The sequence below is a fragment of the Micromonospora sp. S4605 genome, from assembly GCF_003176715.1.
Lineage (GTDB): Bacteria > Actinomycetota > Actinomycetes > Mycobacteriales > Micromonosporaceae > Micromonospora > Micromonospora echinaurantiaca.
Map to the genome: position 1 here is coordinate 1 of NZ_QGSW01000100.1, position 22,176 is coordinate 22,176.

Here is a 22,176-nt window from a genome sequence, read left to right on the forward strand (position 1 = left end):
CTCGGGACGCGCCCGGGGCGACTGAGGCACCGCCCGCCCGATCGGTGGGGAGCTGTGCCCGGTGCCCGGCCGCACCGACCCGCCGGCCCAGGCGGCATCGTCGCTGGTCCCGCCGCTGCCGTAGGTCCGAGTCGCACGCCCGGCGAAATTCCGCCCCCGCCCCCCGGCACGCGGGGATCGCCGCGGACGGCCGGATCGTTGTCGGTGGGCCGGGTTACGGTGGCCCAAGGTCGGGTGATCGGGGCATGGAGAGGGGGCATCCCGTGGTGACGTCACCGGAGCTGGACCAGTCCACCGTGCTGCGCGAGTCCGGCGCGGCCGCCCGGCATCTCGCCCGGATCTGCTTCAAGACCGGTCCACCGACCCGCACCGGCGTCGAACTGGAATGGACCGTGCACGACGCCGCCGATCCCGCCCGCCCGGTCGACGGCGAGCGGCTCCGGGCGGCACTGGGGCGGCACAGCCCCGTCACCCTCGATCCCGCCAGTCCCGCCGAGCGGCTCCGGCACGGCAGCACCGTGACCGTGGAGCCGGGCGGGCAACTGGAGGTCTCCACCGCGCCGCGACCCTCGATCGCCGCGTTGATCCAGGCCACCGAGGCCGACATCGCCCAGCTCACCAACCTGCTGGCCGGTGCCGGGCTGACCCTCGGGCAGACCGGCATCGATCCCCACCGGCCTCCGCGTCCGGTCGTCGAGACGCCCCGCTACCGGGCGATGCGGCAGGTCTTCGACCGGCGCGGGCCGGCCGGCCGGACGATGATGTACAGCACCGCCGGCCTGCAGCTCTGCCTGGACGCGGGCGAGCCGGAGCGGTTCGCCGCCCGCTGGGCGCTGGTGCACGCGGTCGGCCCACCGCTGGTGGCCGCGTTCGCCACCGCCGACCGGCACGCCGGCCGGCGCACCGGCCGGGCGTCGGCCCGGATGGCGGCCTGGCTGGCCATCGACCCGGCCCGCACCCGACCGGTCTGGACGCCCCAGCACGCCGACCAGGACCCGGTGCCGGCCTGGACGGCGTACGTGCTGGCGGCGCCGCTGCTCTGCCTGCGCGGTGCCGGCGCCGACTGGACGGCGCCGCCCGGGGTCACCTTCGCCGACTGGATCGACGGGGCGCTGCCCCGGCCGCCCACCACGGACGACCTGGAATACCACGTCAGCACGCTGTTCCCACCGGTCCGCCCGCGCGGCTACCTGGAACTGCGTTACCTCGACGCGCAGCCCGGCCGGGGCTGGACGCTGCCGCTGGCGGTGCTCGCCGCCCTGCTCACCGGCCCCGACACCGTCGACGCGGCCCGGGCGGTCGCCGCGCCGGTGGCGCACCGCTGGCACGCCGCCGCCCGGCACGGCCTGCGCGATCCGGCCCTGGCCGCCACGGCGGCGGCCCTGTTCGACCTGGCCCTGGCGGCGCTGCCCCGGCTCGACCTGCCGGCGCCGCTGCACGACGAGATCCACCGAGGCGTACGGCGGCGGCGCGCCGTCGCGGAGAGGGGAAGACGGTGACCGGAGACGTGACCACCGGGCGGGACGGCGCGGAGCGGCTGCGCGGCCGGATCGCCGAGGAGCTGGCGCGCACCCGCGCCCGCACCGCCCTGCTGACCGAGGCGGTCGACGACGCCGACCTGATGCGACAGCACTCGCCGCTGATGTCCCCGCTGGTCTGGGATCTGGCCCACGTCGGCAACCAGGAGGAACTCTGGCTGGTCCGCGACGTGGGCGGCCGGGAGCCGGTCCGGCGCGACATCGACGACCTCTACGACGCGTTCAAGCAGCCCCGCAAGGACCGCCCGGCCCTGCCGCTGCTGCCTCCGGCCGAGGCCCGCGCCTACGTCAGCACCGTCCGCGACAAGGTCTTCGACCTGCTGGACGGGGTCCGGTTCACCGACCGGCCGCTGGTCGCCGACGGGTTCGCCTTCGGGATGATCGTCCAGCACGAGCAGCAGCACGACGAGACGATGCTCGCCACCCACCAGCTGCGCGCCGGCCCGGCGGTGCTGGACGCGCCCCCGCCGCCCGAGCCGCGGGTGCGGGTGGGCGACGAGGTGCTGGTGCCGGCCGGGCCGTTCACCATGGGCACCGACACCGACCCGTGGGCGCTGGACAACGAGCGCCCGGCCCACCGGGTCGAGCTGCCCGCGTACGTCATCGACGCCGCGCCGGTCACCAACGGCGCGTACCGCGCGTTCATCGCCGACGGCGGCTACGACGACCCGCGCTGGTGGACGCCGGAGGGCTGGCGGCACCGCACCGAGGCCGGGTTGACCGCGCCGATGCACTGGCAGCGCGACGGCGACGGCTGGGCCTGCCGCCGCTTCGGCCGGTGGACGCCGGTCCGCGACGACGAGCCGGTGGTGCACGTCTGCTTCCACGAGGCGCAGGCGTACGCGACCTGGGCGGGCAGGCGGCTGCCCACCGAGGCGGAGTGGGAGAAGGCGGCCCGCTGGGATCCGGCCACCGGCCGCTCCCGGCGCTACCCGTGGGGTGACCACGATCCCACCGCCGCGCACGCGAACCTGGGCCAGCGGCACCTCTGGCCCGCCCCGGTCGGGGCCTACCCGGCGGGCGCCTCACCGCTGGGCGTGCACCAGCTGATCGGCGACGTGTGGGAGTGGACCTCGACCACCTTCCGCGGCCACCCGGGCTTCACCGCCTTCCCCTACCGGGAGTACTCCGAGGTCTTCTTCGGCGACGACTACCGGGTGCTGCGCGGCGGGTCGTTCGGCACCGACCGGGCCGCCTGCCGGGGCACCTTCCGCAACTGGGACTACCCGATCCGCCGGCAGATCTTCAGCGGCTTCCGCTGCGCCCGCGACGCCACCGCCGAGGAGGCGCGCGGGTGACGGCGGCAGCCGAGACGCGTACCACCGGAGGCGCGCGAGCCGCCCGGCGGACCGGCGGCGGTGCCCGCTGATGTGTCGCCACCTGGCCTACCTGGGGCCGCCGGTCAACCTGCGGGAACTGCTGTTCGACCCGCCGTACTCGCTGCTGCGGCAGTCCTGGTCGCCGCGCGACATGCGCGGCGGCGGGACGATCAACGCCGACGGCTTCGGCATCGGCTGGTATCCCGGCGACGGCGACCCGGTGCGGTACCGGCGGGCGCAGCCGATCTGGAGCGACCCGACGATCGCCCAGCTCGCCGCCGTCACCTCGGCGGGCGCGGTGCTGGCGGCGGTGCGCTCGGCCACCGTCGGCATGGCGGTGCTGGACAATGCCGCCGCGCCGTTCGCCGAGGGGCGCTGGCTGTTCAGCCACAACGGGGTGGTCCGCGGCTGGCCCGACTCGATGGTGCCGCTGGCCACCGGGCTGCCGGTGCGTGACCTGCTCACCCTGGACGCGACCACCGACTCGGCGCTGCTCTGGGCGCTGGTGCGGCACCGGCTGCGCGCCGGGGTGGATCCGGCCCGGGCGGTCGCCGAGACGGTCGCCGCGGTCGCCGCGGCCGCCCCCGGTTCCCGGCTCAACCTGCTGTTCACCGATGGGCGGACGGTGGCCGCCAGCGTGGCCGGGCACGCGCTGTCCATCCGCACCACACAGCGGTCGGTGCTGCTGGCGTCCGAACCGCACGACGACGAACCCGGCTGGCGGGAGGTGCCCGACGGGCACCTGGTGACCGGCACCGCGACCGAGGTGCGGGTGCGCGCCATCGGGCAGGTGTGACCGCCGTCCGGCCGGGGAGAGGGACCTGTCGCCCGTACGAAGGGAGCCCAGATGAGCACCGAGCCGTTGGAGATCCACCTCGAACCCGGGGACCTCGACCGTGGCCTGCGCGACGACGTGCGCGCCGGCCTGAGCGCCGACCCGAAGTGGCTGCCACCCAAGTGGTTCTACGACGCCCGGGGCAGCGAGCTGTTCGAGGAGATCACCCGGCTGCCGGAGTACTACCCGACCCGCGCCGAGCGGGCCGTGCTCGCCGACCGGGCCGACCGGGTCGCGGAGCTGACCGGCGCGAAGACGATGATCGAGCTCGGTTCCGGCTCGTCGGAGAAGACCCGGCTGCTGCTGGACGCCTTCACCCGGCACGGCGGGCTCGGCACCTTCGTGCCGCTGGACGTCTCGGTCAGCGCGCTGCGCCGGTCCACCGCCGAGATCGCCGCCGACTACCCGGGCCTGCGGGTACGCGGCATCGTCGGTGACTTCACCCGGCACCTCGACCGGCTGCCCACCGGTGGGCGCCGGCTGGTGGTGTTCCTCGGCGGCACCATCGGCAACCTCTTGCCGGCCGAGCGGGCCCGGTTCCTGGCCGACATGCGGGCCGCGCTGGAGGTGGGCGACTGGCTGCTGCTCGGCACCGACCTGGTCAAGGACCCGTCGGTGGTGGTGCCGGCTTACGACGACGCGGCCGGGGTGACCGCCGAGTTCAACCGCAACGTGCTGCGGGTGATCAACCGCGAGTTGGGCGCGGACTTCGACCCGGCGGCGTTCGACCACGTGGCCCGCTGGGACCCGGAGCGGGAGTGGATCGAGATGCGGCTGCGGGCCCGGCGACCGATGCGGGTGCGGGTGCTCGACCTGGACGTCCGGTTCGCCGAGGGCGAGGAGCTGCGCACCGAGGTCTCCGCGAAGTTCCGCCCGGCGGGCGTCGCCGGGGAACTGGCCGCGGCCGGGTTCGCCGCCGCGGAGTTCTGGACCGATCCGGACGGCCTGTTCGGCGTCACCCTGGCCCGGGCCGACTGAGCCGGGTGAGCCTGTTCACCCGGACGGCGACCGGCGGAGGTGATCGGCTAGGCTGACGGCGCGAAGGGGAGTAGCCCCCAATGTCGTGGTCGACACACTGGTGCGTTCCGCATCCGGCCACGCGGCCCCGCCAGCGGCGGGGCGGGCGAGACCTTCGACCCAGGCTGTACAGCCGGGTCGAGGTCGCCCCGTACCTCCTCCCGGCGTGGACCGGAAGGATGTCATGGAGGGTTTCCTCGTCGCGCTGGTGGTCAGCTTCGGCGTCATCTTCGTCGCCGAACTGGGCGACAAGTCCCAGTTGATGGCGCTGACCTTCGCCACCCGCTTCAAGCCGCTGCCGGTGCTGATCGGGATCACCGTGGCCACCGCCGTGGTGCACCTGGCCTCGGTGGCGATCGGCTACGGCCTGGGCGCCGCCCTGCCGACCGGCTGGATCTCGCTGATCGCCGGTCTGGCGTTCCTCGGTTTCGGGGCGTGGACCCTGCGCGGGGACAAACTCACCGAGGAGGAGCGGCGCAAGGCGGAGAAGACCAGCAAGTCCGCCATCGTCGCGGTGTCGGTCGCGTTCTTCCTGGCCGAGCTGGGCGACAAGACGATGCTGGCGACCATCACGCTGGCCACCAAGTACGGCTGGTTCGGCACCTGGCTCGGCTCCACGGTGGGCATGGTGGCGGCGGACGCGCTGGCCATCCTGGTCGGCCGGCTGCTCGGCCGGAAACTTCCGGAGCGGACCATCCGCTACGGCGCCGCGGTGCTCTTCGCCATCTGCGGGCTCTGGCTGATCCTGGAGGCGGTGGAGCAGCTGCGCTGAGCGCCGACCACCCGTCGCCACGGTGACTATCCCCGGCGCCCTGCGGGCACAGGGATCACCACCTACCGTGAGCGGTAGGAGGCGAAAGCGGGGAAACCGGGAGGATAACCACATGAGCAAGCACGACGAGCCGAACGAGTACGGGTTCGCCGGCGGCGCCACCGCTCCCGAGCCGCCGCCGGGTGGCCGACCCGACGAGCAGGACCTGGCCGAGGAGGTGGCGGTGCCGGCGGACGACTTCACCGAACCGGTGACCGACGCCCTCGCCGACGAGGCCGAGGAGCGGGCGCCGGCCGACCGGCGCCGCTGAGGCGTACGCGAACGGGGGGCGCCGGCGTGCCGGCGCCCCCCGTTTTCTGTCCGGCGTCGAGCCGGCGCGGCTGAGCCGGGCCGGCCGTAGGCCGAGCGGACCTCCGGATCTCCCCACCCCTGGGAGGTCCGCTGCTTGCCGAGCGCGGCGGTGCAGTGACCCGCCGAGCCGACCTCGTCCGCCCCGACCCCCGACCGGGCGACCACGCCCGGCTCCTCCCGGCGACCGGTGCCACGCCACCCGCCGGTCGGCCCTTTCCCGTGCCCGGGACGGCTTTTCTGGTTTCCGGGGCGATGCCGAACGACCACTTCTCGGGTTGGTAATTCCGGGCGCACGTTCTCGCCTAGGCGAAAACAGATAACTCCGGACATAAAGGCGTATCAGCAGCTTTAATGGTTCACGAGATTAAGTCGACCTTGGGGGTTTTCGTGAAGTTCTTTGGCGTTACCGGCCTGGTACGGAGGCGCGCCTGATGGACCTGTACCGCCAGCTTCGCCTGGTGCGCCAGCACTGGTGGATCGTCCTGCTCACGATCATGGTGGCGCTCGGGGTGACCGCGTTCGTCACCGTCCGGGCCGAGCCCCGGTACGTCGCCTCGGTGACCTTCTTCATCACCACGCCGAGCCAGGGCGTCACCGACGCCTACCAGGGCGGCCTGCTCATGCAGCAGCGCGTGAAGTCGTACGCCGAACTGCTGACCAGCGACCGGCTCGCGCAGGCCGTGGTGGCCGAGAACTCGGTGGGGCTGACCGCCGAGGAGATCCAACGCCGGGTCAGCACCTCCACCGAGACCGGCACGGTCCTGCTGCGGGCGTCGGTGACCGACACCGACCAGACCCGCGCGCTGCGGGTGACCGAGACGCTCTCGGCGAAGTTCGTCGAGCTCGTGCAGAAGGTCGAGACGCCGGCGAACGGCCAGACCGGCCCGATCAAGATCGAGGTGGTCAGCGGCCCGCGGGTCAGCTCGAGCCCGGTCTCGCCCCAGCCGGTGCGCAACTTCGCCATCGGCGGCCTGCTCGGCCTGCTCTGCGGGATGGGCCTGGCGATCCTGCGCGGGCTGGCCGACGTCCGGCTGCGCGACGCGGCGACCCTGCAGCGGACCACCGGCAGCCCGCTGCTCGGCGAGATCCCGTTCGAGGGCAGCGCCAAGTCGGAGCCGTTGATCGTCGGCGAGGCGGTGAACTCGGCGCGGGCCGAGGCCGTCCGCAAGCTCCGGACCAACCTGCGCTTCGTCGACGTGCACGAGCCGGCCCGGGTGATCGCCGTGACCAGCGCGCTGCAGGGCGAGGGCAAGACCACGCTCTCCTGCAACCTGGCCATCGCGCTGGCCGAGGCCGGTTGGCGGGTGCTGCTGGTCGACGCCGACCTGCGCCGGCCCAAGGTCGACGACTACCTGGGCCTGGACGCCGGCGTCGGCCTGACCGACGTGCTGGTCGGCGACGTGCAGGTCGGGGACGTGGTGCAGCGCTGGGGCGACAAGTCCCTGCTGGTGCTGCCCAGCGGCTCGGCGCCGCCGAACCCCAGCGAGCTGCTCGGCTCCAAGGCGATGGCGGACCTGCTGCTGGCCCTGCGCGAGTCGGCGGACATCGTCATCATCGACACCGCGCCGCTGCTGGCCGTCACCGACGGCGTCGTGGTGGCCGTGCAGGCCGACGGCGCGCTGCTCGTCTCCCAGCAGGGCCGGACCTCCCGCACCCAGGTGGCCGCGGCCTCCCGCGCGCTGCACTCGGTCTCGGTGCGCCTGCTCGGCTGCGTGCTGAACATGGCCAGGGTCCCGAAGACCGAGGCGTACCAGTACGAGGCCTACCGGGTGGTCGCCTCGACCGCCACCACCTCGGTGCCGGCGGACCGGGCCACCAACGGCCGGCACGCCGAGCGCGCCGGTGCCGGTGTCCCGGACCGTACGCAGGAACTCACCCGGCTGCCCCGATGAGCGCGGCGAGGGGTCGTAGCGACCGTTCGATCTCCTCCGCGCAGCTCCGGAAGTCGGTGGCGGTGCCGCCGATCGGGTCCAGCAGGTCGTCCGTACCGGGGGCGGCGGGTTGCAGCCGCCCCCGGGCCCGGGCGGCCGCCACGACGGCGGCCCGCACCGAGTCGTCGGCCAGGTCCGCCGGCGGCTCGGCCGCCGCGGCCAGCCGGCCGAACTGGCGCAGGGTGAAGGTCCGGTGCAGCACCGCCGGCACCATCGCGGTGCACACCGACCGCTGCCGCCGGGTCGAGGTGAGCACCAGCGTGGCGCCCTCGAGGTACTCCGGGCGCAGCAGTCGGCTGCGGAACTCCGCCGGGTCCGCGCCGGTCTCCGCCGCCACCTCGGCGGCGTACGGGTGCATGGCCAGGCCCTCGACGGCGTCGGTGCCGGCGCTGGAGACGGTGACCGGCCGGTTGCCCAGCAGCCGCCGGGCGAGGTACTCGGCCATCGGCGACCGGCACAGGTTGGCGTGGCAGACGAACAGCACCCGGTCGGTCATCTGGACCCCTCTCGTCGGTGGAGTCGCGGCGCGGGCCACCGCGACGGCGGCCGGCCTGCGACGGCCGACCGCGGAGGGGTTGTCGGCATCGTACGTGGACTCCACCCCCGCGACCGGTGCTGCCGCGCCGAACCGGCCGCCCCGGACGGAGGTGACCCGGTGAGGATCGGCGTGCTGTCGTACCACTTCCCGCCGGAGCCGGCGTTCATCCCGGGCAGCCTCGCCGAGGAACTCGCCGCCCGGGGGCACGAGGTGCGGGTGCTCACCGGCTTCCCGGACTACCCCGGCGGGCACGTCTATCCGGGGTGGCGCCAGCGCTGGCAGCACGAGACGCGCAGCGAGCGGCTCACCGTCCGCCGGGTGCCCCGGTACGCGGGTGGGGACGCCTCGGTGCGCGCGCGGATGGCCGGCTACCTCTCCTTCGCCGGCAGCGCGGTGCTGGCCGGCCGCCGGTTCCTCGCCGACGTGGACGCGCTCTACGTCCACCAGCCGCCGGCCACCGCGTTCGCCGCGGCCGGGCTGCTACGGCTGCTCGGCCGGGTGCCGACCGTCCTGCACGTGCCGGACGTCTGCGCCCGGGACGAACCCGGCGGGGCCGACGCCGGCGGCTGGACGGCGCGGATCGGCGCGGCGATGGCCCGGACGTACCGGGCCGCCGACGCGATAGCGGTGGCCGCGCCGTCGCTGCGCGATCCGGTGGTGGCCGCCGGTGCGGACCCGGCCCGGATCCGGGTGGTGCTCAACTGGACCGACGAGCGGATCTTCCACCCCGCCCGGCCAAGCCCCGCCGCCCAGCGGCTGGTCCGCGGGGACGGCCGCTGCGTGGTGATGCACGCCGGGACCATCGGAAACCGGCAGGGCCTGGAGACAGCGGTCCGCGCGGCCGCCGCGCTGGACGGCACGATGGACCTGGTCCTGGTGGGGTCGGGCGCGCAGGAGCGGCGGGTGCGGGGGCTCGCCGCCGAGCTGCGGGCGGACAACGTGCGCTTCGTCGAACGCCGGTCCCCGTTGGACATGCCGGACCTGTACGCGGCCGCCGACTACCAGCTGGTCATGCTCCGTGACCTGCCCGAGTTGCGCGGCACCGTGCCGGGCAAGCTCCAGGCCGCCTTCTCCTGCGCGGCGCCCGTCGTCGCGTCGGCCGGCGGCGACACCGCCGAGCTGGTCGAGCGGGCCCGGGCCGGCCTCTCCTGCCCGCCCGAGGACTGGGCCGCGCTGGCGGACCGGTTCTGGCTGGCCGCCACCATCCCGCCACCCGCCCGGGTCGACATGGGCCGGCGGGGCCGGGAGGCGTACCTGCGGGAGATGTCGCTGGCCGCCGGCGTGGACCGGATCGAGGGGCTGCTCCACGAGGTCGTGGCGGCCCGCTCCGGCACCCGCTGACCGACGAGCGATATTCGCATACCGGTCAGACCGTCATTTCCGACCCAGAAGGCTCGTTACGTGCTAAGAACGTCAGAGAAAACGTGCCCTTCTGTCCGGTTTCGGAAATGGAGAGTGGTGTGACGGAGAGCGAAAGCCCGCGCCGCCGGCGCAGTCGGTCCCGGCGGCGCCGGCGCGCCCGGCTGCGCCGCGCCCTGCTCGGCGCGCTGGTGGTCGGCTCGCTGCTGCTGGTCTCCGCCGGCTGGGTGGGATTCCGGGGCTGGCAGGCCCGCGCCCACCTGGTCAACGCCGCCGGGCTGGCCCGCGAACTCAGCGCCCAGGTCGTCGGTGGGGACACCGCCCGGGCCCAGCGCACCCTCGCCGCACTGCAGGAACAGTCCGGGGCCGCACGGGCGGCGACCGCCGACCCCGGCTGGTGGGTCGGGCGGCGGGCGCCGTTCGCCGGCGACGACCTGGCCGCCGTACGCCAGATCTCGATCGCGATCGACGACCTGGCCCGGCAGGCGTTCCCGAGCCTGCTCCGCACCGACCTCGCCGGCCTCGTGCCCACCGAGGGCCGGCTGGACGTGGCCCGGCTGCGCACCCTCTCCACCGAACTCGCCGCGGTGCACCGGACGGTCGGCGACACCCGGACCAGCCTCGCCCGGGTCCCCGTCGACAACCTGGTCAGCCAGATCCGCCAGGCGCTCACCGCGTTGCGCGGCGAGATCGACCGGCTGGCCGACCTCACCGCCGCGGCGGACCAGGCCGCCCGACTGCTGCCACCGCTGCTCGGTGTCGACGGGCCGCGCCGCTACCTGCTGGTCTCGCAGAACAACGCGGAGCTGCGGGCCACCGGCGGGATGATCGGCGCGTACGCCGTGCTGCACGCCGACGACGGTCGGGTGCGAATGGGACGGCAGGGGACCAGCGCCGCGTTGGGCCGCTTCACCCCGCCGCTGAAGACCCCCGGCCAGGTACGCCGCCTCTGGGGCGACCTGCCCGGCATCTACCCGGCCGACGTCAACCTGACCCCGCACTTCCCGACCGCCGCCAACCTCTACCGGCAGATGGTCCGCCGGCAGACCGGCATCACGGTCGACGGCGTGCTGGCGGTCGACCCGGTGGTGCTGTCGTACCTGCTGAAGGCGACCGGGCCGGTGCTGGTGCCCGGGCACGCCCCGCTGGACAGTGAGACCGCGGTGCGGACCCTGCTCAGCGACAGCTACCAGCGGCTCGACACCCGACAGCAGGACGAGTACTTCACGGCGGCGGCCACCGCGGTCTTCGACACCTTCCTCAAGAAGAATGTCGACCCAAAGGTGTTATTGTCCGTATTCGACCGCGCTGTCCGAGAACGCCGGATATTGTTCTGGAGTGCCCGCCCGGAGGAGCAGCGGACGTTCGGCGACAGCCGGATGGCCGGGACGCTTCCCGAGCAGGACACCGTGCCGACCGTCGGCGTGTTCCTCAACGACGGCAGCGGCGCGAAGCTCGGCTACTACCTACGCCCGTCGGCGGACCTGACGGTCGGCGAATGCCGGCCCGACGGCCGCCGCCAACTCCGGCTGCGGGTCACCCTGCGCTCGACGGCGCCGCAGACCGGCCTGGCCAAGTCGGTCCTCGGCCTCGGCCTGGCGGGCGACCCGTACACCGCGCGGACCTTCGTCTCGGTGTACAGCCCGGCCGGCGGGTCGGTGCTCGACGCCCGTCTCGACGGAGCCGAGGTGGCGCTCGGCTCCGGTACCGAACGGCGACGGCAGGTGGCGACGGCCAACATGGACGTCGGACCGGGAGCCTCCCGCACCTTGGAGGTCTCCGTGTTGACGGCGACGACCGGCGCCGGAACGGCCGAGCTGTGGCTCACGCCCACCGCCACCCCATGGACCACCCAAGTTGTTACCGCACCAAGCTGTGACCAGTAGGAGGGAACCATCATGCGGCTTTCCCGCATCATCATGGCGCTCACGGTCGGTCTGGCCGTGGTGGCCGTGCCGACCGCAGCGGGGGCGGCGCAGCCGCAGCCGGCGCCCACGCTGACGGACACGCCCCAACCACCGCCCTACCCACCGGGCCAGGGCGCAACGACACTCACCGTCAACCGCACCACCATCACCCTCGGTGAGACCGTCATCCTCACCGGCCGGAACTTCGGTCCCAACGAGCGAGTGACCATCGTGGTCAGCGTCGCCCCGCTCGCCGCCCCGGCCCCCGGTCAGGCGCGGCGCAGCGACGGCAGCACCGTCGCGATGGCCCCGGTGGCCTTCCAGGCCGCCGCCCCGCTGACCTTCTACGCGAACACCAACTCGCGCGGTCGGTTCACCGAGCCGTACAAGCCGTCGATCACGGGTCTGCTGACCTTCACGGCGACCGGCGACGAGTCCGACCGCTCGGCCTCCACCGAGGTCCGGGTGCTGCCCCGGCAGGGTGACCAGCAGCCGCTGCCGGTCACCGGCGACAGCCTGGGTACGCCGATGAAGCTCGGCGGCGGCCTGGTGGGCGCCGGCGCGGTGCTGCTGCTCATGACCCTGGCCTGGCGTCGCCGCCACCGCCTCGGCACGGGTGCGAGCTGACCGGTTCGGCGCCGGGCAGGGCCCGGAGGCACCTCGGGCTGGCGTCCGTCGGAACTCCCCGACGGGCGCCAGCCCTGTTGCGCTCGCACAAGTTCCGGCGCTGGGTGGTTGCGGTTGAGGGTGTGGCCCGCCGTGCCCGGCTCCGGGCGGTCAGGCTTGATCCCTGCGCCGGTCACGGCGGGCCACACCCTCGCCGTGGTCCCGGTCCGCTTGTGGCTGCCGCCTGGAACCCGCTCGGTCAGGTGAGCGGGGTCGTCGCGGCGGGGCCGTTCGGGTCGGGCGTGTCGTCACGGGGTCGGCATGGGTCCCGGGAGGGTGATACCTCTGAGTCATCAATATGCCGCTGAGGTATCACTCAGGCTCGTTCCTCGCCGACCCGTCACCCCGCTCACGCCCCGTAAGCCTCCATCGGAGATCCCGCACCCGTGGCTTACGCGGACAGTCCACTCGCCGCCGGGCGACTACCGCTCGCGGACGAGCGCACCGGCGCCCGTGGCGACGTTGGCGGTCAGCGGCGGCTGCGACTGATGTCGGTGACCGCGGCGACCAGGGCCAACGCGATGATCCCGGTGGCCAGCAGCAGCGCGTGCCGGAAGGCCACCGACCAGGCCCCGTCGCTCGCCGTCAGCGACGCGAAGAAGACCGAGCCGACGGCGGCGATGCCGGCGGCCGCCCCGATGCGCTGGCCGGTCTGCAGCATGCCCGCACCGCTGCCCGCCTGCGGTACCGGCACCTCGGAGAGGGTCAGGGTCTGGTTGGGCGCGATCACCAGCCCGCTGCCGAGGCCGGCGACCAGCAGCGGTCCGGCGGTCAGCCACGGTACGGCGGTGTGCCCGGGATCCAGATCGAGGATCGCCACCACGCCGACCAGGCCGACGACCACGGTGACCAGGCCGGTGGCGACCAGCGGGCGCCCGTACCGGTTGACGATCCGCCCGCCGAGCGCGGACGCGGCGGCCGAGCCCAGCGCGAACGGGGTGATGGCCAGGCCGGCGACGAGGGCGCTGTAGCCGAGCCCGTTCTGCAGGTAGAGCGTGAAGATGAAGAAGATCGCGGTGAACCCGCCGAAGTAGACCAACGCGATCAGCGCACCCAGGGTGTACGACCGGACGGCGAACAGCCGTAGGTCGAACAGCGGTTGCCGCCGGCGCGCGTACCGCCGCTCCCAGAGTCCGAAGGCGACCAGCGCGACCAGCCCGGCGGGGACGAGCAGCCACTTCTCAATCCCGCGCCACTGCTGTTGCTGCACCAGCGGCAGCAGCAGCAGGACCACGCCGAGCCCGAGCAGCAGTACGCCGACCGGGTCGAGGCGCCGGTTGTCGACCGGGCCCTCGGGACGGCTGGGCAGCAACCGCCAGCCGAGGATCACCGCGACGATCCCGACCGGCACGTTGACGAAGAAGACCCACCGCCAGCCGTGTTCCTCGCCGCCGAGGGCGATCAGCAGGCCGCCGAGCAGTGGGCCGATCGCGGTGGAGATGCCGATGGTGGCGCCGAGCAGCCCGAACGGGCGGGCCCGTTCCGGGCCCCGGAAGAGTTCCTGGATCAGGCCGGTGACCTGGGGGTTGACCACTCCGGCGGCGGCTCCCTGGAGCAGTCGCGCGGCGACCAGCCAGCCGGGGGAGGTGGCCAGCCCGGCCAGCGCGCTGGTCAGCGTGAACAGGGTGATACCGGCGACGAAGGCGTTGCGCCGGCCGCGGGCGTCGCCGAACCGCCCGGCGGGCACCAGGGCCAGCCCGAAGGTCAGCGCGTAGCCGGAGAGGACCCACTGCAGGTCGCTGGGGGAGGCCCGCAGCGCGCGGTCCATCGACGGCACGGCGACGTTGACGATGCTCACGTCGAGCAGCGTCATGAAGGCGGCGACCAGCCCGACCCCGAGGGCCTGCCAGCGGCGCCGGTCGTCCGGCGCCGGCCGCCGAGGCGTCACGCCATCTGGCGGGCGCAGAATCGGGGCCCGAAGTCCAGGCCGGCCATCGGTGAATCCTCCCGGTGCAGCAGGTTCTTCTCGGTGAGCATGTGCAGGGGGGCCCGCAACTGCTCCTCGGTCAGGCCGCACTCCTCGGCGATCATGTCCGGGTAGGGCACCTGCCCGCGCGCCTCGAGCGCGGTCACCGCCTCGTACACCCGTTCCTCGACCTCCGACAGCTGTACCTGCCGCATTGCTCCTCCTTCAGTTCTCCCGCCCTCCGCGCGGGCGGTCTGCGCTGCGCGGTTACCCCCTGCCTGACCGAAGATGCCCACCCGATCGGGCGGTGCCGACACCCCCGCCGGGTGTGCCACGGCCGGTCGGGCGAGGCCCGGTCCGGCCGCGTCGACACCGGCTCCGATGACCGGGTGCCCTAGGCTGCACCCGTGATCGTCTGGGATCTCGCCGTGGTGGGCGGTGGGCCGGCCGGGCTCTCCGCCGCGTACGTCGCCGCCCGTGCCGGCGTCCGCACCGTCGTCGTGGAACGGGCCGCGCACCCGCGGTACAAGACCTGCGGGGGCGGGCTGATCGGCACCTCGCTCGCGGCAGTGGCGGACCGGATCGAGGTGCCCGCCCACGACCGGGTCGACCGGGTCACCTTCACCCGGGACGGGCGGCGCGGGTTCACCCGAGGCCACGGCGGTCCGCTGGTGACCATGGTCCGCCGGGAGGAGTTCGACGACCGGTTGCGCGCCGCCGCGGTCGACGCCGGCGCGGAGGTCCGCCAGCGCGTCGCGGTCCGCGCCGTGGAGCAGGACCCCGACGGCGTACGCCTGCGGCTGGCCGACGGCGACACCGTGCACGCCCGTACGGTGATCGGCGCCGACGGCTCGTCCGGGGTGACCGCCCAGCACGTCGGGGTCGACTACCGGCAGGTCGACCTGGGGCTGGAGGTGGAGCTGCCGGTGCCGCCGCAGGAGCAGGCCCGTTGGCGGGGCCGGGTGCTGCTGGACTGGGGTCCGCTCGCCGGGTCGTACGCCTGGGTGTTCCCGAAGGGCGACCGGCTCACCGTCGGGGTGATCGCCGCGCGCGGCGAGGGGGAGCGGACCCGGGAGTACCTGCGCCGGTTCGTGGACCGGTTGGGGTTGGCGGACCTGCCGCCGGAGCACGACTCCGGGCACCTGACTCGCTGCCGGGCCGACGACTCGCCGTTGCGGCGGGGCCGGGTGCTGGTCGTCGGGGACGCCGCCGGGCTGCTGGAGCCGTGGAGCCGGGAGGGGATCAGCTACGCGCTGCGCTCCGGGGAGCTGGCCGGTGCGGCGGTCGCGGCCGGCGACCTGGCCGGCTACGAACGCGCGGTCGCCGAGCGGCTGGTGCCGTCGATGCGGGCCGGGCACCGGCTGCTGGACGTCTTCTCCCGCCGGCCGGACGTCTTCCACGCGCTGCTGGCCACCCCGCCGGGCTGGCGGATGTTCGTGCGGTTCTGCCAGGGGCGGGCGAGCTTCGACGAGACGCTGTCCCGGGCGCCGGTCCGGGCGGCCCTGACGCTGCTGGACCGGCTGCCCGCCCCCCGGCGACCGGCGGCCAAGCTGCTCGGATAGTCAACGGCGCCCGGCGGGACCAGGGCGGCCCCGCCGGCCCTCGTTCCGTCCACCCAGGATCCTAGGATGCCTTACGCGGCGTGACCGGCACGACGGACCGGTAGCAAAGGACACTGGCCAGCGGAGGAGCCACCGGCAGAGAATGGCGGGCGGAAAGGGGAGGGGCGCATGACCGACGACCGCACCGATCCGTCGTTCACCGACGAGGAGTACGCGTTCCTGCGGCACGTCCGGTTCGGCGAACTGCCCCGCGCGGCGCGCCCCGAGGAGCGGGTCGAGCTGACCGAGACCGACCCGCGCCGGGACCGCCCGGAGCCGCACGACGACCCGGAGCGCTGGGACCTGCGGCACGGCTGAGACGCGCCGACGGGCCGGGGGCGTCGCCGCCCACGGCCCGTCGGGTGGTACGGGTCAGAAGACCGGGGCGCCCGCGCGGACCAGCCGCCAGTTCGGCTGGAAGAAGTCCGCCGGGTCGATCGTGCCCCGGGCCTGCGCCCAGTCGATGAGCAGCTGGCGGATCTCCTGCTGCGCGTTGTAGACCTGGGTCTTGACGATGCCGGGGAAGTTGCCGCCACCGCTGCGCCGGTAGTTGTTCACCGCCACCACGAACTGCGCGGTGTCGGCCACCGGCGTGTCGGTGCCGGGCAGCACCAGCCGGGTGATCCGCTGACCGACCGGCCGGGAGATGTCGATGTCGTAGTCCACGCCGGAGATGACGTCGTAGTTGTAGTCCGGCACCGCCGGGTCGCTGATCGTCTCCGGGTCCACCGGCGTACCCGGGGCGAGCGTGCGGAAGTACTTCGCCGAGTACTCCAGGTAGGCCCGCACCTCGGCGCCGCTGAGCACCACCGCCTCGAGGGTGTTGTCGTAGACGTAGAGCCCGGCGACGTCGCGGATCTTCACGTCCCCGGCCGGGAAGACCGCGGTGCGGCTGAACGGCGCCGCGATCGACAGCACCGGCAGGCTCGCGTACGAGGTGCCGGCCAGGGCGGCGGTGACCACCTCGGTCTGCACGTGGTTGATGAAGTCCAGGATCGGGGTGTCCTTGTACCGGGACTCCGCGGCCGACAGCTCCACGGTGGAGCGGGCCACCACCTGGTTGACGTACGCCACGGTCTTCTGGTGCTGGGCCCGCACGGCGGCGAGGACCTTCGGGTCCTCGACCACGGTGTTGGTGTTGAGCAGCGCCGCGGCCTTCTTGGTGATCTTCCACCGGCCGCGCTCGCGGGTCAGCTCGAAGTCCATCCGGGTGAGCCGCTGGCCCCACTTCGACGGCTCGGAGAGCAGCACCTGCTCGCCGGTCTGCGCGTTGGTCACGAACCGCTCGGCGACCTCGGCGTGGGCGTGGCCGAAGAGGATCGCGTCGATGCCGGGCACCTGCTCGGCGATCAGCGCGGTCGGGTTCTCGATCGGCAACTCCGGGCCGTAGCTGGAGGTGCCGCTGTCGCCGCCGTGCGCGGAGATCAGCACGATGTCGGCGCCGCGGGCCCGCATGATCGGCACCCACTTCGCGGCGGTGGCGATCATGTCGTCGAAGCGCAGCCGCCCCTCGACGTTGCCCTTGTCCCAGATGGCCACGCCGGGGTTGGTCAGGCCGAGGATGCCGACCCGCAGGGTCGGTGCGGCGAAGCCGAGGGAGACCTTCTTGATGACGTACGGCAGGAAGGCCGGCTTGCCGGTGGCGACGTTGATGGCGTTGGCGGCCAGTGCCGGGAAGCCGAGCTGGCGGATCCACAGGTCGAGCAGCGGCAGGCCGTAGTTGAACTCGTGGTTGCCGAGCGTGACGGCGTCGTAGTCGATGATGTTCATCGCCCGCGCCATCGGGTGCTTCTCACCGGTGCTGGTGATCGGCTCCTGCTTGGCGTAGAAGGTGGCCAGGGGAGTGCCCTGGATGGTGTCGCCGGCGTCCAGCACGAGCGTGGCCTTGCCGCGCCGCTCGGCCCGGATCTGGTTGATCAGGGTCGCCAGCTTCGCGACGCCGATGTCGTTGTGCCGGCTGTCGTCGTACTCCGCGTCGGAGTAGTAGTCCCAGTTGTAGACGTTCCCGTGGGTGTCCGACGTGCCGAGCAGGGTGAGGTCCCAGCTCCGCGGCCGGGCCGCTCCGGCCGCCTGGGCGGGGCCGGCGGCGATCAGCGGGGCGGAGGCCGCCGCGGCCGCGGCGGCGAGCACCGTGCGGCGTGACGGGCCGGAGGGAGAGGTCATGCGATGCCCTTCCATGGGGATGGAGTCGCCTCGTGGGCGCCGAGCGCACCATAACGGCCGGCTGCCCCACCTGCCACAGCGCCCCGCGCCGCCCCACCGTCACCACCGCGGCCGCGGCCGCCGTTTCCGCCCGCCGCGCCGGGGTAGGGCTGTCGGGGACCGATCGACAGGTGCGCGAGGAGACGTCGGTGAGTGAGGACCAGTACACCCAGCAGGACCCGACCACCCAGTACGGCCAGCAGTCCGGCCAGCCGGGGCAGCAGCAGGCGCCACCGGGCTCGACGGCACGGATGACGCCGGAGCCGGACCACGGCGAGGAGTCGTACCGGGGCACCGGCAAGCTCGCCGGCAAGCGGGCACTGATCACCGGCGGTGACTCCGGGATCGGCCGGGCGGTGGCGATCGCGTTCGCCCGGGAGGGTGCCGACGTGCTCATCTCCTACCTGTCCGAGGACGCCGACGCCCGGGAGACCATCCGGTGGGTGGAGGAGGCCGGCCGCACGGGCGTCGCGGTGCGCGGCGACATCACCGACGAGCGGCACTGCCAGGAGCTCGTCGACCGGGCAGTACGCGACCTGGGTGGCCTGGACATCCTGGTGAACAACGCGGCCTACCAGATGGCCCAGGAGAAGGGGATCGCCGGGATCAGCAGCGAGCAGTTCGACCGGGTGCTCAAGACCAACCTGTACGCGATGTTCTGGCTCTGCAAGGCGGCGCTGCCGCACCTGTCCGAGGGGTCGGCGATCATCAACACGTCGTCGATCCAGGCGTTCGACCCGTCGCCGCAACTGCTGGACTACGCCACCACCAAGGCCGGCATCGTGAACTTCACCAAGGCGCTCGCCCAGGAGCTGGCCGAGCGGGGGGTCCGGGTCAACGCGGTGGCTCCCGGTCCGATCTGGACCCCGCTCATCCCGGCCACCATGCCGGAGCAGAAGGTCGAGCAGTTCGGCCAGGACACCCCCGAGGGGCGTCCGGGTCAGCCGGCCGAGCTGGCGCCGGCGTACGTCTTCTTCGCCAGCCAGGAATCCAGCTACGTCACCGGCGAGGTGCTCGGCGTGACCGGCGGCCGGCCGACGAAGTGACGCGCCGCCCGCCGTGCGGCGCGCAAGCGTCCCGCGGCGGGCGGTCAGCGCGGCCAGTCGGTGAGTCGGTCACGGACCCGGGCCACCTCGGCCGGGTCGAGGCCGTAGCGGGCGAACCTGCGGTCCGGCAGCCGGTCGAGGTACCGGCCGGCCGCGCGGACGTCGTCCGGGTCCAGCGCCGGGTCGAACTGGTGGGCCAGGGCCAGCAGCTCGGTCACCGGGTAGTGCGCCCGGGCCGCGGCGACGTCGATGTAGTCGCGTACCTCCCGGCGGTTGACCAGGGCCGCGGTCTTGCTGGCCACCAGGTCGCGCAGGTCCATCACCGGGCCCAGGTCCATCACCACCGGGCTGCGGTGCCGGTCGAGCCGGGCCAGGCTGAGCCGGAGCTGCCGGTCGCCCCGGCTCACCACGAAGTCCCGCAGGTCCCGGTCGAAGCCGTCGAACAGCTCGGCCAGGTCGCTGTCCGGGTCGGCGTCGTCGACCTGGAAACCGGCCTGGCGCAGCGCGTCGCGCACCGCGGCCGCGGCGGCCGCGGCCGCGCCCTCCACGTCGGCGAAGAGGTCGACGTCCTCGGTGGGGCGGGTGACCAGCCCGTGCGCGGCCCAGGCCACCCCGCCGCCGAGCACGAACCGGTACCGCCCGGCGGCCGACAGGGCCACCCGGGCCACCTCGCGGTAGAACTCGTGGGGGTGGGCGTCGCTCACGCCGCCCGCAGGCCCCGGTGCCGGTCCTCCCAGGCGGCGCGGACGCCGCGCGGCAGGTTGAGCAGCCGCCACACCCGGCGCAGCGTCCGGCCGTTGATCAGCCGGCGGAGATCCTCCGTGCGGGTGGTCTCGCGCAGCACGTTCTCGTACATCCAGAGCAGCTGGTCGGGGTCGCCGAGGTCGAACCGCCGGTCCGGGCACCACATCAGCCGCACCGGCAGCTCTACCACGCCCCGGGTGGGGCCGGTGAGCTCGGCCAGGGTGCGCGCCACCACGGCGGGACGCCCCGGGCGGGCCAGGTGGACCGCGCGGGAGGTGGTGGTGGCAGTGGCCGGCATGCTGTCAGGGTAACGCCCCCGGCCGCCGGGACGCGCGTACGCGTGCGCCCCCTGCGCAATCGCGTCGTGCGGGCCCGTCACCGTTGGTCCGGATGGTCCGGTGGTGACCCTCCTGCCCGATCGGCGGGACCGTGCCTGGTCGTGCGGGCCGGTCATGCTCGGTCCGGGTCGTGGCCCTCCGCCGCGCGCAGGTTGCGCCGCAGGTGCGCCCGCTCCGGCTCGGTGCCGGCCAGGTCGAGCGCCGCCCGGTAGGCCGCCGCCGCCTCGGCGTACCGGCCGAGCTGGCGCAGCAGGTCGCCGCGGGCGGCCGGGTAGGGGTGGTACCCGCGCAGCCGCGGCTCGTCGGCCAGCTCGTCGAGCAGCGCCAGGCCGGTCGCCGGCCCGTCCCGCATGGCCACCGCCACCGCCCGGTTCAGCGCGACGACCGGGGACGGCGCGACGGCGAGCAGCACGTCGTAGAGCGCCACGATCTGCGGCCAGTCGGTGCTCGCCACGTCGGCGGCCTCGTCGTGCAGCGCGGCGATCGCGGCCTGCACCCCGTACGGGCCGGGCGGGCCTCCGGTCAGCGCCACCGGCACCAGGGCCTGCCCCTCGTCGATCATCTCCTGGTCCCACCGGCCGCGGTCCTGGTCGGCGAGGAGGACCAGCTCGCCGTCCGGGCCGGTGCGGGCGTCGCGCCGGGCGTGCACGAGCAGCATCAACGCGAGCAGCCCGGCCACCTCCCGCTCGGCGGGCAGCAGCCGGTGCAGGATCCGGGCCAGCCGGATCGCCTCCTCGGCGAGGTCGAGCCGCTGCAACCGAGTCCCCGAGCTGGCCGCGTAGCCCTCGGTGAAGATCGAGTAGATCACCTGGAGCACGCCGGGCAACCGGTCGGGCAGCTCGTCCGGGCCGGGCACCCGGAACGGGATCCGGGCCTCCCGGATCTTCCGTTTCGCCCGGACGATCCGCTGCGCCATCGTCGCCGGCGGCACCAGGAAGGCCCGCGCGACCTCGGGCGTGGTCAGGCCGGCGAGGCACCGCAGGGTCAGCGCGGTGCGGTCCTCGGCGGGCAGCGCCGGGTGGGCGCAGGTGAAGAAGAGTTGCAGCCGCTCGTCGGGCAGGTCCGCGTCCGCGTCCGCTGGCGGGGCCGGGTCGGCCCGTTCCGCCTCCACCTGCAGGATCGCCAGCCGCGCCGCGTACGCCCGATCGCGGCGCAGCCGGTCCACCGCCCGGCGGCGGGCGGTGGTCAGCAACCAGGCCCCGGGCCTGGCCGGTACGCCGTCGACCGGCCAGTGCACCAGAGCCGCCTCGATGGCCTCGGAGGTGACCTCCTCGGCCAGGTCGAGGTCGCCGAACCGGCGGACGAGGGAGGCGAGCAGGCGGCCGCGTTCCTCGCGGAACATCAACTCGACGGACGCCCCGACGCCGACGTTCCGCTCGTCCGCCGCGGTCACAGGTCGAACTCGGCGACCGGCCGCACCACGACCGACCCGCCACCACGCGCCCCGGGGCAGCGTGCCGCCCAATCCAGGGCGACGTCGAGGTTCGGCACGTCGATCACGTAGTAGCCGCCGAGCACCTCGCGGGTCTCCGCGTACGGCCCGTCGGTGACGGTCCGTTCGCCGTTCGGGCCGACCCGCACGGTGGTGGCGGTGGTCAGGTCCTTCAGCGAGTGCCCGGAGACGACGACGCCCGCCTCCTGGATCGTCTTGTCGTACATCACCCAGTCCTCGAACGTGCACTGGTCGGCGCCGTCGGTGGCTCCGGCCTGGATAAGCAGCATGTACTTCATGTCCGACTCCTCGGTGTCTCGTCGTGCGGCCCCGTGCCGTACAGGATGACGACGATCGGGTCCCCGGGAAATCGACCGGGTCCGGACAAGTTTTTCCGATCTTCTTCGGCGGGGTGTTGGGCTGGGCGGTCGGGGCCGTTGCCGGGTGCGGGGCGCCTGTCGCGGTCGATGCCGGCGGTTTCCCTGGGCCGGTCGCCTCAGGTGGCTGCGGTCGTTGCGTCGTGTGGTTTGTCGGCGCGTGGTGGGCCCGGTGGTAGGTGGGTTGCGGTTCGTCCGGCCGGTTGCTGGTGGGTGGGTGGTTGCGGTTGGGGTGTGGCCCGCCGTGACCGCACGCGCGGGGCTGGACCACGACAACGTCGGCCCACCGGACCGCAC

Annotated in this window: 21 protein-coding genes; 13 read left to right on the forward strand and 8 right to left on the reverse strand. The window is 74.0% G+C overall.

What is annotated here, in order from left to right:
- Positions 1-263: 263 nt before the first annotated feature.
- The 7 genes from egtA (at position 264) to DLJ47_RS06130 (ending at position 7,724) form a co-directional block, all read left to right on the forward strand.
- Positions 264-1,499: an ergothioneine biosynthesis glutamate--cysteine ligase EgtA gene (egtA, locus tag DLJ47_RS06100; RefSeq protein WP_109899095.1), complete on the forward strand. Its 1,236-nt coding sequence runs from the start codon at positions 264-266 to the stop codon at positions 1,497-1,499.
- Entirely contained in the window at positions 1,496-2,836 is a 1,341-nt protein-coding gene (egtB, locus tag DLJ47_RS06105; RefSeq protein WP_446723534.1) for an ergothioneine biosynthesis protein EgtB, read from the forward strand. Before egtA ends, egtB begins: the two co-directional genes overlap by 4 nt.
- A 70-nt stretch (positions 2,837-2,906) precedes the next feature.
- On the forward strand, positions 2,907-3,653 hold the full coding sequence (egtC, locus tag DLJ47_RS06110; RefSeq protein ID WP_109899096.1) for an ergothioneine biosynthesis protein EgtC: 747 nt from the start codon (positions 2,907-2,909) through the stop codon (positions 3,651-3,653).
- A gap of 51 nt (positions 3,654-3,704) precedes the next feature.
- Positions 3,705-4,670, forward strand: a complete 966-nt coding sequence (gene egtD / locus DLJ47_RS06115; protein WP_109899097.1) for an L-histidine N(alpha)-methyltransferase — start codon at positions 3,705-3,707, stop codon at positions 4,668-4,670.
- Positions 4,671-4,893: 223 nt separating this feature from the next.
- Positions 4,894-5,481 carry a TMEM165/GDT1 family protein gene (locus tag DLJ47_RS06120; RefSeq protein WP_088993903.1) on the forward strand — a complete coding sequence of 196 codons (588 nt, stop codon included), beginning with the start codon at positions 4,894-4,896 and terminating at the stop codon, positions 5,479-5,481.
- 112 nt (positions 5,482-5,593) lie between these two features.
- Positions 5,594-5,791, forward strand: a complete 198-nt coding sequence (locus DLJ47_RS06125; RefSeq protein WP_088993902.1) for a hypothetical protein — start codon at positions 5,594-5,596, stop codon at positions 5,789-5,791.
- A 472-nt stretch (positions 5,792-6,263) separates the two neighbouring features.
- Positions 6,264-7,724 (forward strand): polysaccharide biosynthesis tyrosine autokinase, encoded by a 1,461-nt coding sequence (locus tag DLJ47_RS06130; protein ID WP_109899098.1) that lies wholly within the window; start codon positions 6,264-6,266, stop codon positions 7,722-7,724.
- Here the strand turns inward: DLJ47_RS06130 and DLJ47_RS06135 are convergent.
- A complete protein-coding gene (locus DLJ47_RS06135) occupies positions 7,705-8,259 on the reverse strand; it encodes an arsenate reductase/protein-tyrosine-phosphatase family protein (protein WP_109899099.1) in 555 nt (184 codons plus the stop codon). The genes DLJ47_RS06130 and DLJ47_RS06135 overlap by 20 nt on opposite strands.
- A 159-nt stretch (positions 8,260-8,418) precedes the next feature.
- On the opposite strand from DLJ47_RS06135, the gene DLJ47_RS06140 reads away from it, so the two are divergent.
- The 3 genes from DLJ47_RS06140 (at position 8,419) to DLJ47_RS06150 (ending at position 12,194) form a co-directional block, all read left to right on the forward strand.
- Positions 8,419-9,642 (forward strand): glycosyltransferase family 4 protein, encoded by a 1,224-nt coding sequence (locus DLJ47_RS06140; protein ID WP_109899100.1) that lies wholly within the window; start codon positions 8,419-8,421, stop codon positions 9,640-9,642.
- Positions 9,643-9,761: 119 nt separating this feature from the next.
- Complete coding sequence (locus tag DLJ47_RS06145) at positions 9,762-11,546, forward strand: DUF4012 domain-containing protein (protein ID WP_233257682.1); 1,785 nt, start codon at positions 9,762-9,764, stop codon at positions 11,544-11,546.
- A gap of 12 nt (positions 11,547-11,558) precedes the next feature.
- Positions 11,559-12,194, forward strand: a complete 636-nt coding sequence (locus DLJ47_RS06150) for a hypothetical protein (RefSeq protein ID WP_109899102.1) — start codon at positions 11,559-11,561, stop codon at positions 12,192-12,194.
- A gap of 508 nt (positions 12,195-12,702) precedes the next feature.
- Here the strand turns inward: DLJ47_RS06150 and DLJ47_RS06155 are convergent.
- Both DLJ47_RS06155 and DLJ47_RS06160 read right to left on the reverse strand, forming a co-directional pair.
- Complete coding sequence (locus tag DLJ47_RS06155; RefSeq protein ID WP_396776787.1) at positions 12,703-14,142, reverse strand: MFS transporter; 1,440 nt, start codon at positions 14,140-14,142, stop codon at positions 12,703-12,705.
- Positions 14,118-14,354, reverse strand: coding sequence for a hypothetical protein (locus DLJ47_RS06160; protein ID WP_109899103.1), 237 nt, complete (start codon positions 14,352-14,354; stop codon positions 14,118-14,120). Before DLJ47_RS06160 ends, DLJ47_RS06155 begins: the two co-directional genes overlap by 25 nt.
- A gap of 192 nt (positions 14,355-14,546) precedes the next feature.
- On the opposite strand from DLJ47_RS06160, the gene DLJ47_RS06165 reads away from it, so the two are divergent.
- Entirely contained in the window at positions 14,547-15,701 is a 1,155-nt protein-coding gene (locus DLJ47_RS06165) for a geranylgeranyl reductase family protein (RefSeq protein ID WP_109899104.1), read from the forward strand.
- A 168-nt stretch (positions 15,702-15,869) separates the two neighbouring features.
- Entirely contained in the window at positions 15,870-16,058 is a 189-nt protein-coding gene (locus DLJ47_RS06170; RefSeq protein ID WP_109899105.1) for a hypothetical protein, read from the forward strand.
- A gap of 54 nt (positions 16,059-16,112) precedes the next feature.
- Here DLJ47_RS06170 and DLJ47_RS06175 read toward each other — a convergent pair whose 3' ends face one another.
- On the reverse strand, positions 16,113-17,903 hold the full coding sequence (locus tag DLJ47_RS06175; RefSeq protein ID WP_109899106.1) for a bifunctional metallophosphatase/5'-nucleotidase: 1,791 nt from the start codon (positions 17,901-17,903) through the stop codon (positions 16,113-16,115).
- Positions 17,904-18,091: 188 nt separating this feature from the next.
- Here DLJ47_RS06175 and DLJ47_RS06180 point away from each other — a divergent pair, with 188 nt between their 5' ends.
- The gene (locus DLJ47_RS06180; RefSeq protein WP_109899109.1) at positions 18,092-18,988 is read left to right on the forward strand and encodes an SDR family oxidoreductase; all 897 of its coding nucleotides are present in this window, start codon (positions 18,092-18,094) and stop codon (positions 18,986-18,988) included.
- A gap of 44 nt (positions 18,989-19,032) precedes the next feature.
- Here the strand turns inward: DLJ47_RS06180 and DLJ47_RS06185 are convergent, their stop codons facing one another.
- From DLJ47_RS06185 to DLJ47_RS06200, 4 genes are all read right to left on the reverse strand, one after another.
- Positions 19,033-19,692 (reverse strand): nucleotidyl transferase AbiEii/AbiGii toxin family protein, encoded by a 660-nt coding sequence (locus DLJ47_RS06185; RefSeq protein WP_233257684.1) that lies wholly within the window; start codon positions 19,690-19,692, stop codon positions 19,033-19,035.
- On the reverse strand, positions 19,689-20,030 hold the full coding sequence (locus DLJ47_RS06190; protein ID WP_088993892.1) for a hypothetical protein: 342 nt from the start codon (positions 20,028-20,030) through the stop codon (positions 19,689-19,691). The genes DLJ47_RS06185 and DLJ47_RS06190 overlap by 4 nt, the downstream gene beginning before the upstream one ends.
- 152 nt (positions 20,031-20,182) lie before the next feature.
- Entirely contained in the window at positions 20,183-21,412 is a 1,230-nt protein-coding gene (locus DLJ47_RS06195; protein ID WP_109899111.1) for an RNA polymerase sigma factor, read from the reverse strand.
- A 47-nt stretch (positions 21,413-21,459) separates the two neighbouring features.
- Positions 21,460-21,801, reverse strand: coding sequence for a YciI family protein (locus tag DLJ47_RS06200; protein WP_088993891.1), 342 nt, complete (start codon positions 21,799-21,801; stop codon positions 21,460-21,462).
- Between the last annotated feature and the right edge of the window lie 375 nt (positions 21,802-22,176).

What these genes read in the sequence shown, in the direction of transcription:
- egtC (WP_109899096.1), top strand. Translation starts at nt 2,907, where the DNA reads ATGTGTCGCCACCTGGCCTACCTGGGGCCGCCGGTCAACCTGCGGGAA.
- egtD (WP_109899097.1), top strand. Translation starts at nt 3,705, where the DNA reads ATGAGCACCGAGCCGTTGGAGATCCACCTCGAACCCGGGGACCTCGAC.
- DLJ47_RS06120 (WP_088993903.1), top strand. Translation starts at nt 4,894, where the DNA reads ATGGAGGGTTTCCTCGTCGCGCTGGTGGTCAGCTTCGGCGTCATCTTC.
- DLJ47_RS06125 (WP_088993902.1), top strand. Translation starts at nt 5,594, where the DNA reads ATGAGCAAGCACGACGAGCCGAACGAGTACGGGTTCGCCGGCGGCGCC.
- DLJ47_RS06130 (WP_109899098.1), top strand. Translation starts at nt 6,264, where the DNA reads ATGGACCTGTACCGCCAGCTTCGCCTGGTGCGCCAGCACTGGTGGATC.
- DLJ47_RS06135 (WP_109899099.1), bottom strand. Translation starts at nt 8,259, where the DNA reads ATGACCGACCGGGTGCTGTTCGTCTGCCACGCCAACCTGTGCCGGTCG.
- DLJ47_RS06150 (WP_109899102.1), top strand. Translation starts at nt 11,559, where the DNA reads ATGCGGCTTTCCCGCATCATCATGGCGCTCACGGTCGGTCTGGCCGTG.
- DLJ47_RS06160 (WP_109899103.1), bottom strand. Translation starts at nt 14,354, where the DNA reads ATGCGGCAGGTACAGCTGTCGGAGGTCGAGGAACGGGTGTACGAGGCG.
- DLJ47_RS06170 (WP_109899105.1), top strand. Translation starts at nt 15,870, where the DNA reads ATGACCGACGACCGCACCGATCCGTCGTTCACCGACGAGGAGTACGCG.
- DLJ47_RS06175 (WP_109899106.1), bottom strand. Translation starts at nt 17,903, where the DNA reads ATGACCTCTCCCTCCGGCCCGTCACGCCGCACGGTGCTCGCCGCCGCG.
- DLJ47_RS06190 (WP_088993892.1), bottom strand. Translation starts at nt 20,030, where the DNA reads ATGCCGGCCACTGCCACCACCACCTCCCGCGCGGTCCACCTGGCCCGC.
- DLJ47_RS06195 (WP_109899111.1), bottom strand. Translation starts at nt 21,412, where the DNA reads ATGTTCCGCGAGGAACGCGGCCGCCTGCTCGCCTCCCTCGTCCGCCGG.
- DLJ47_RS06200 (WP_088993891.1), bottom strand. Translation starts at nt 21,801, where the DNA reads ATGAAGTACATGCTGCTTATCCAGGCCGGAGCCACCGACGGCGCCGAC.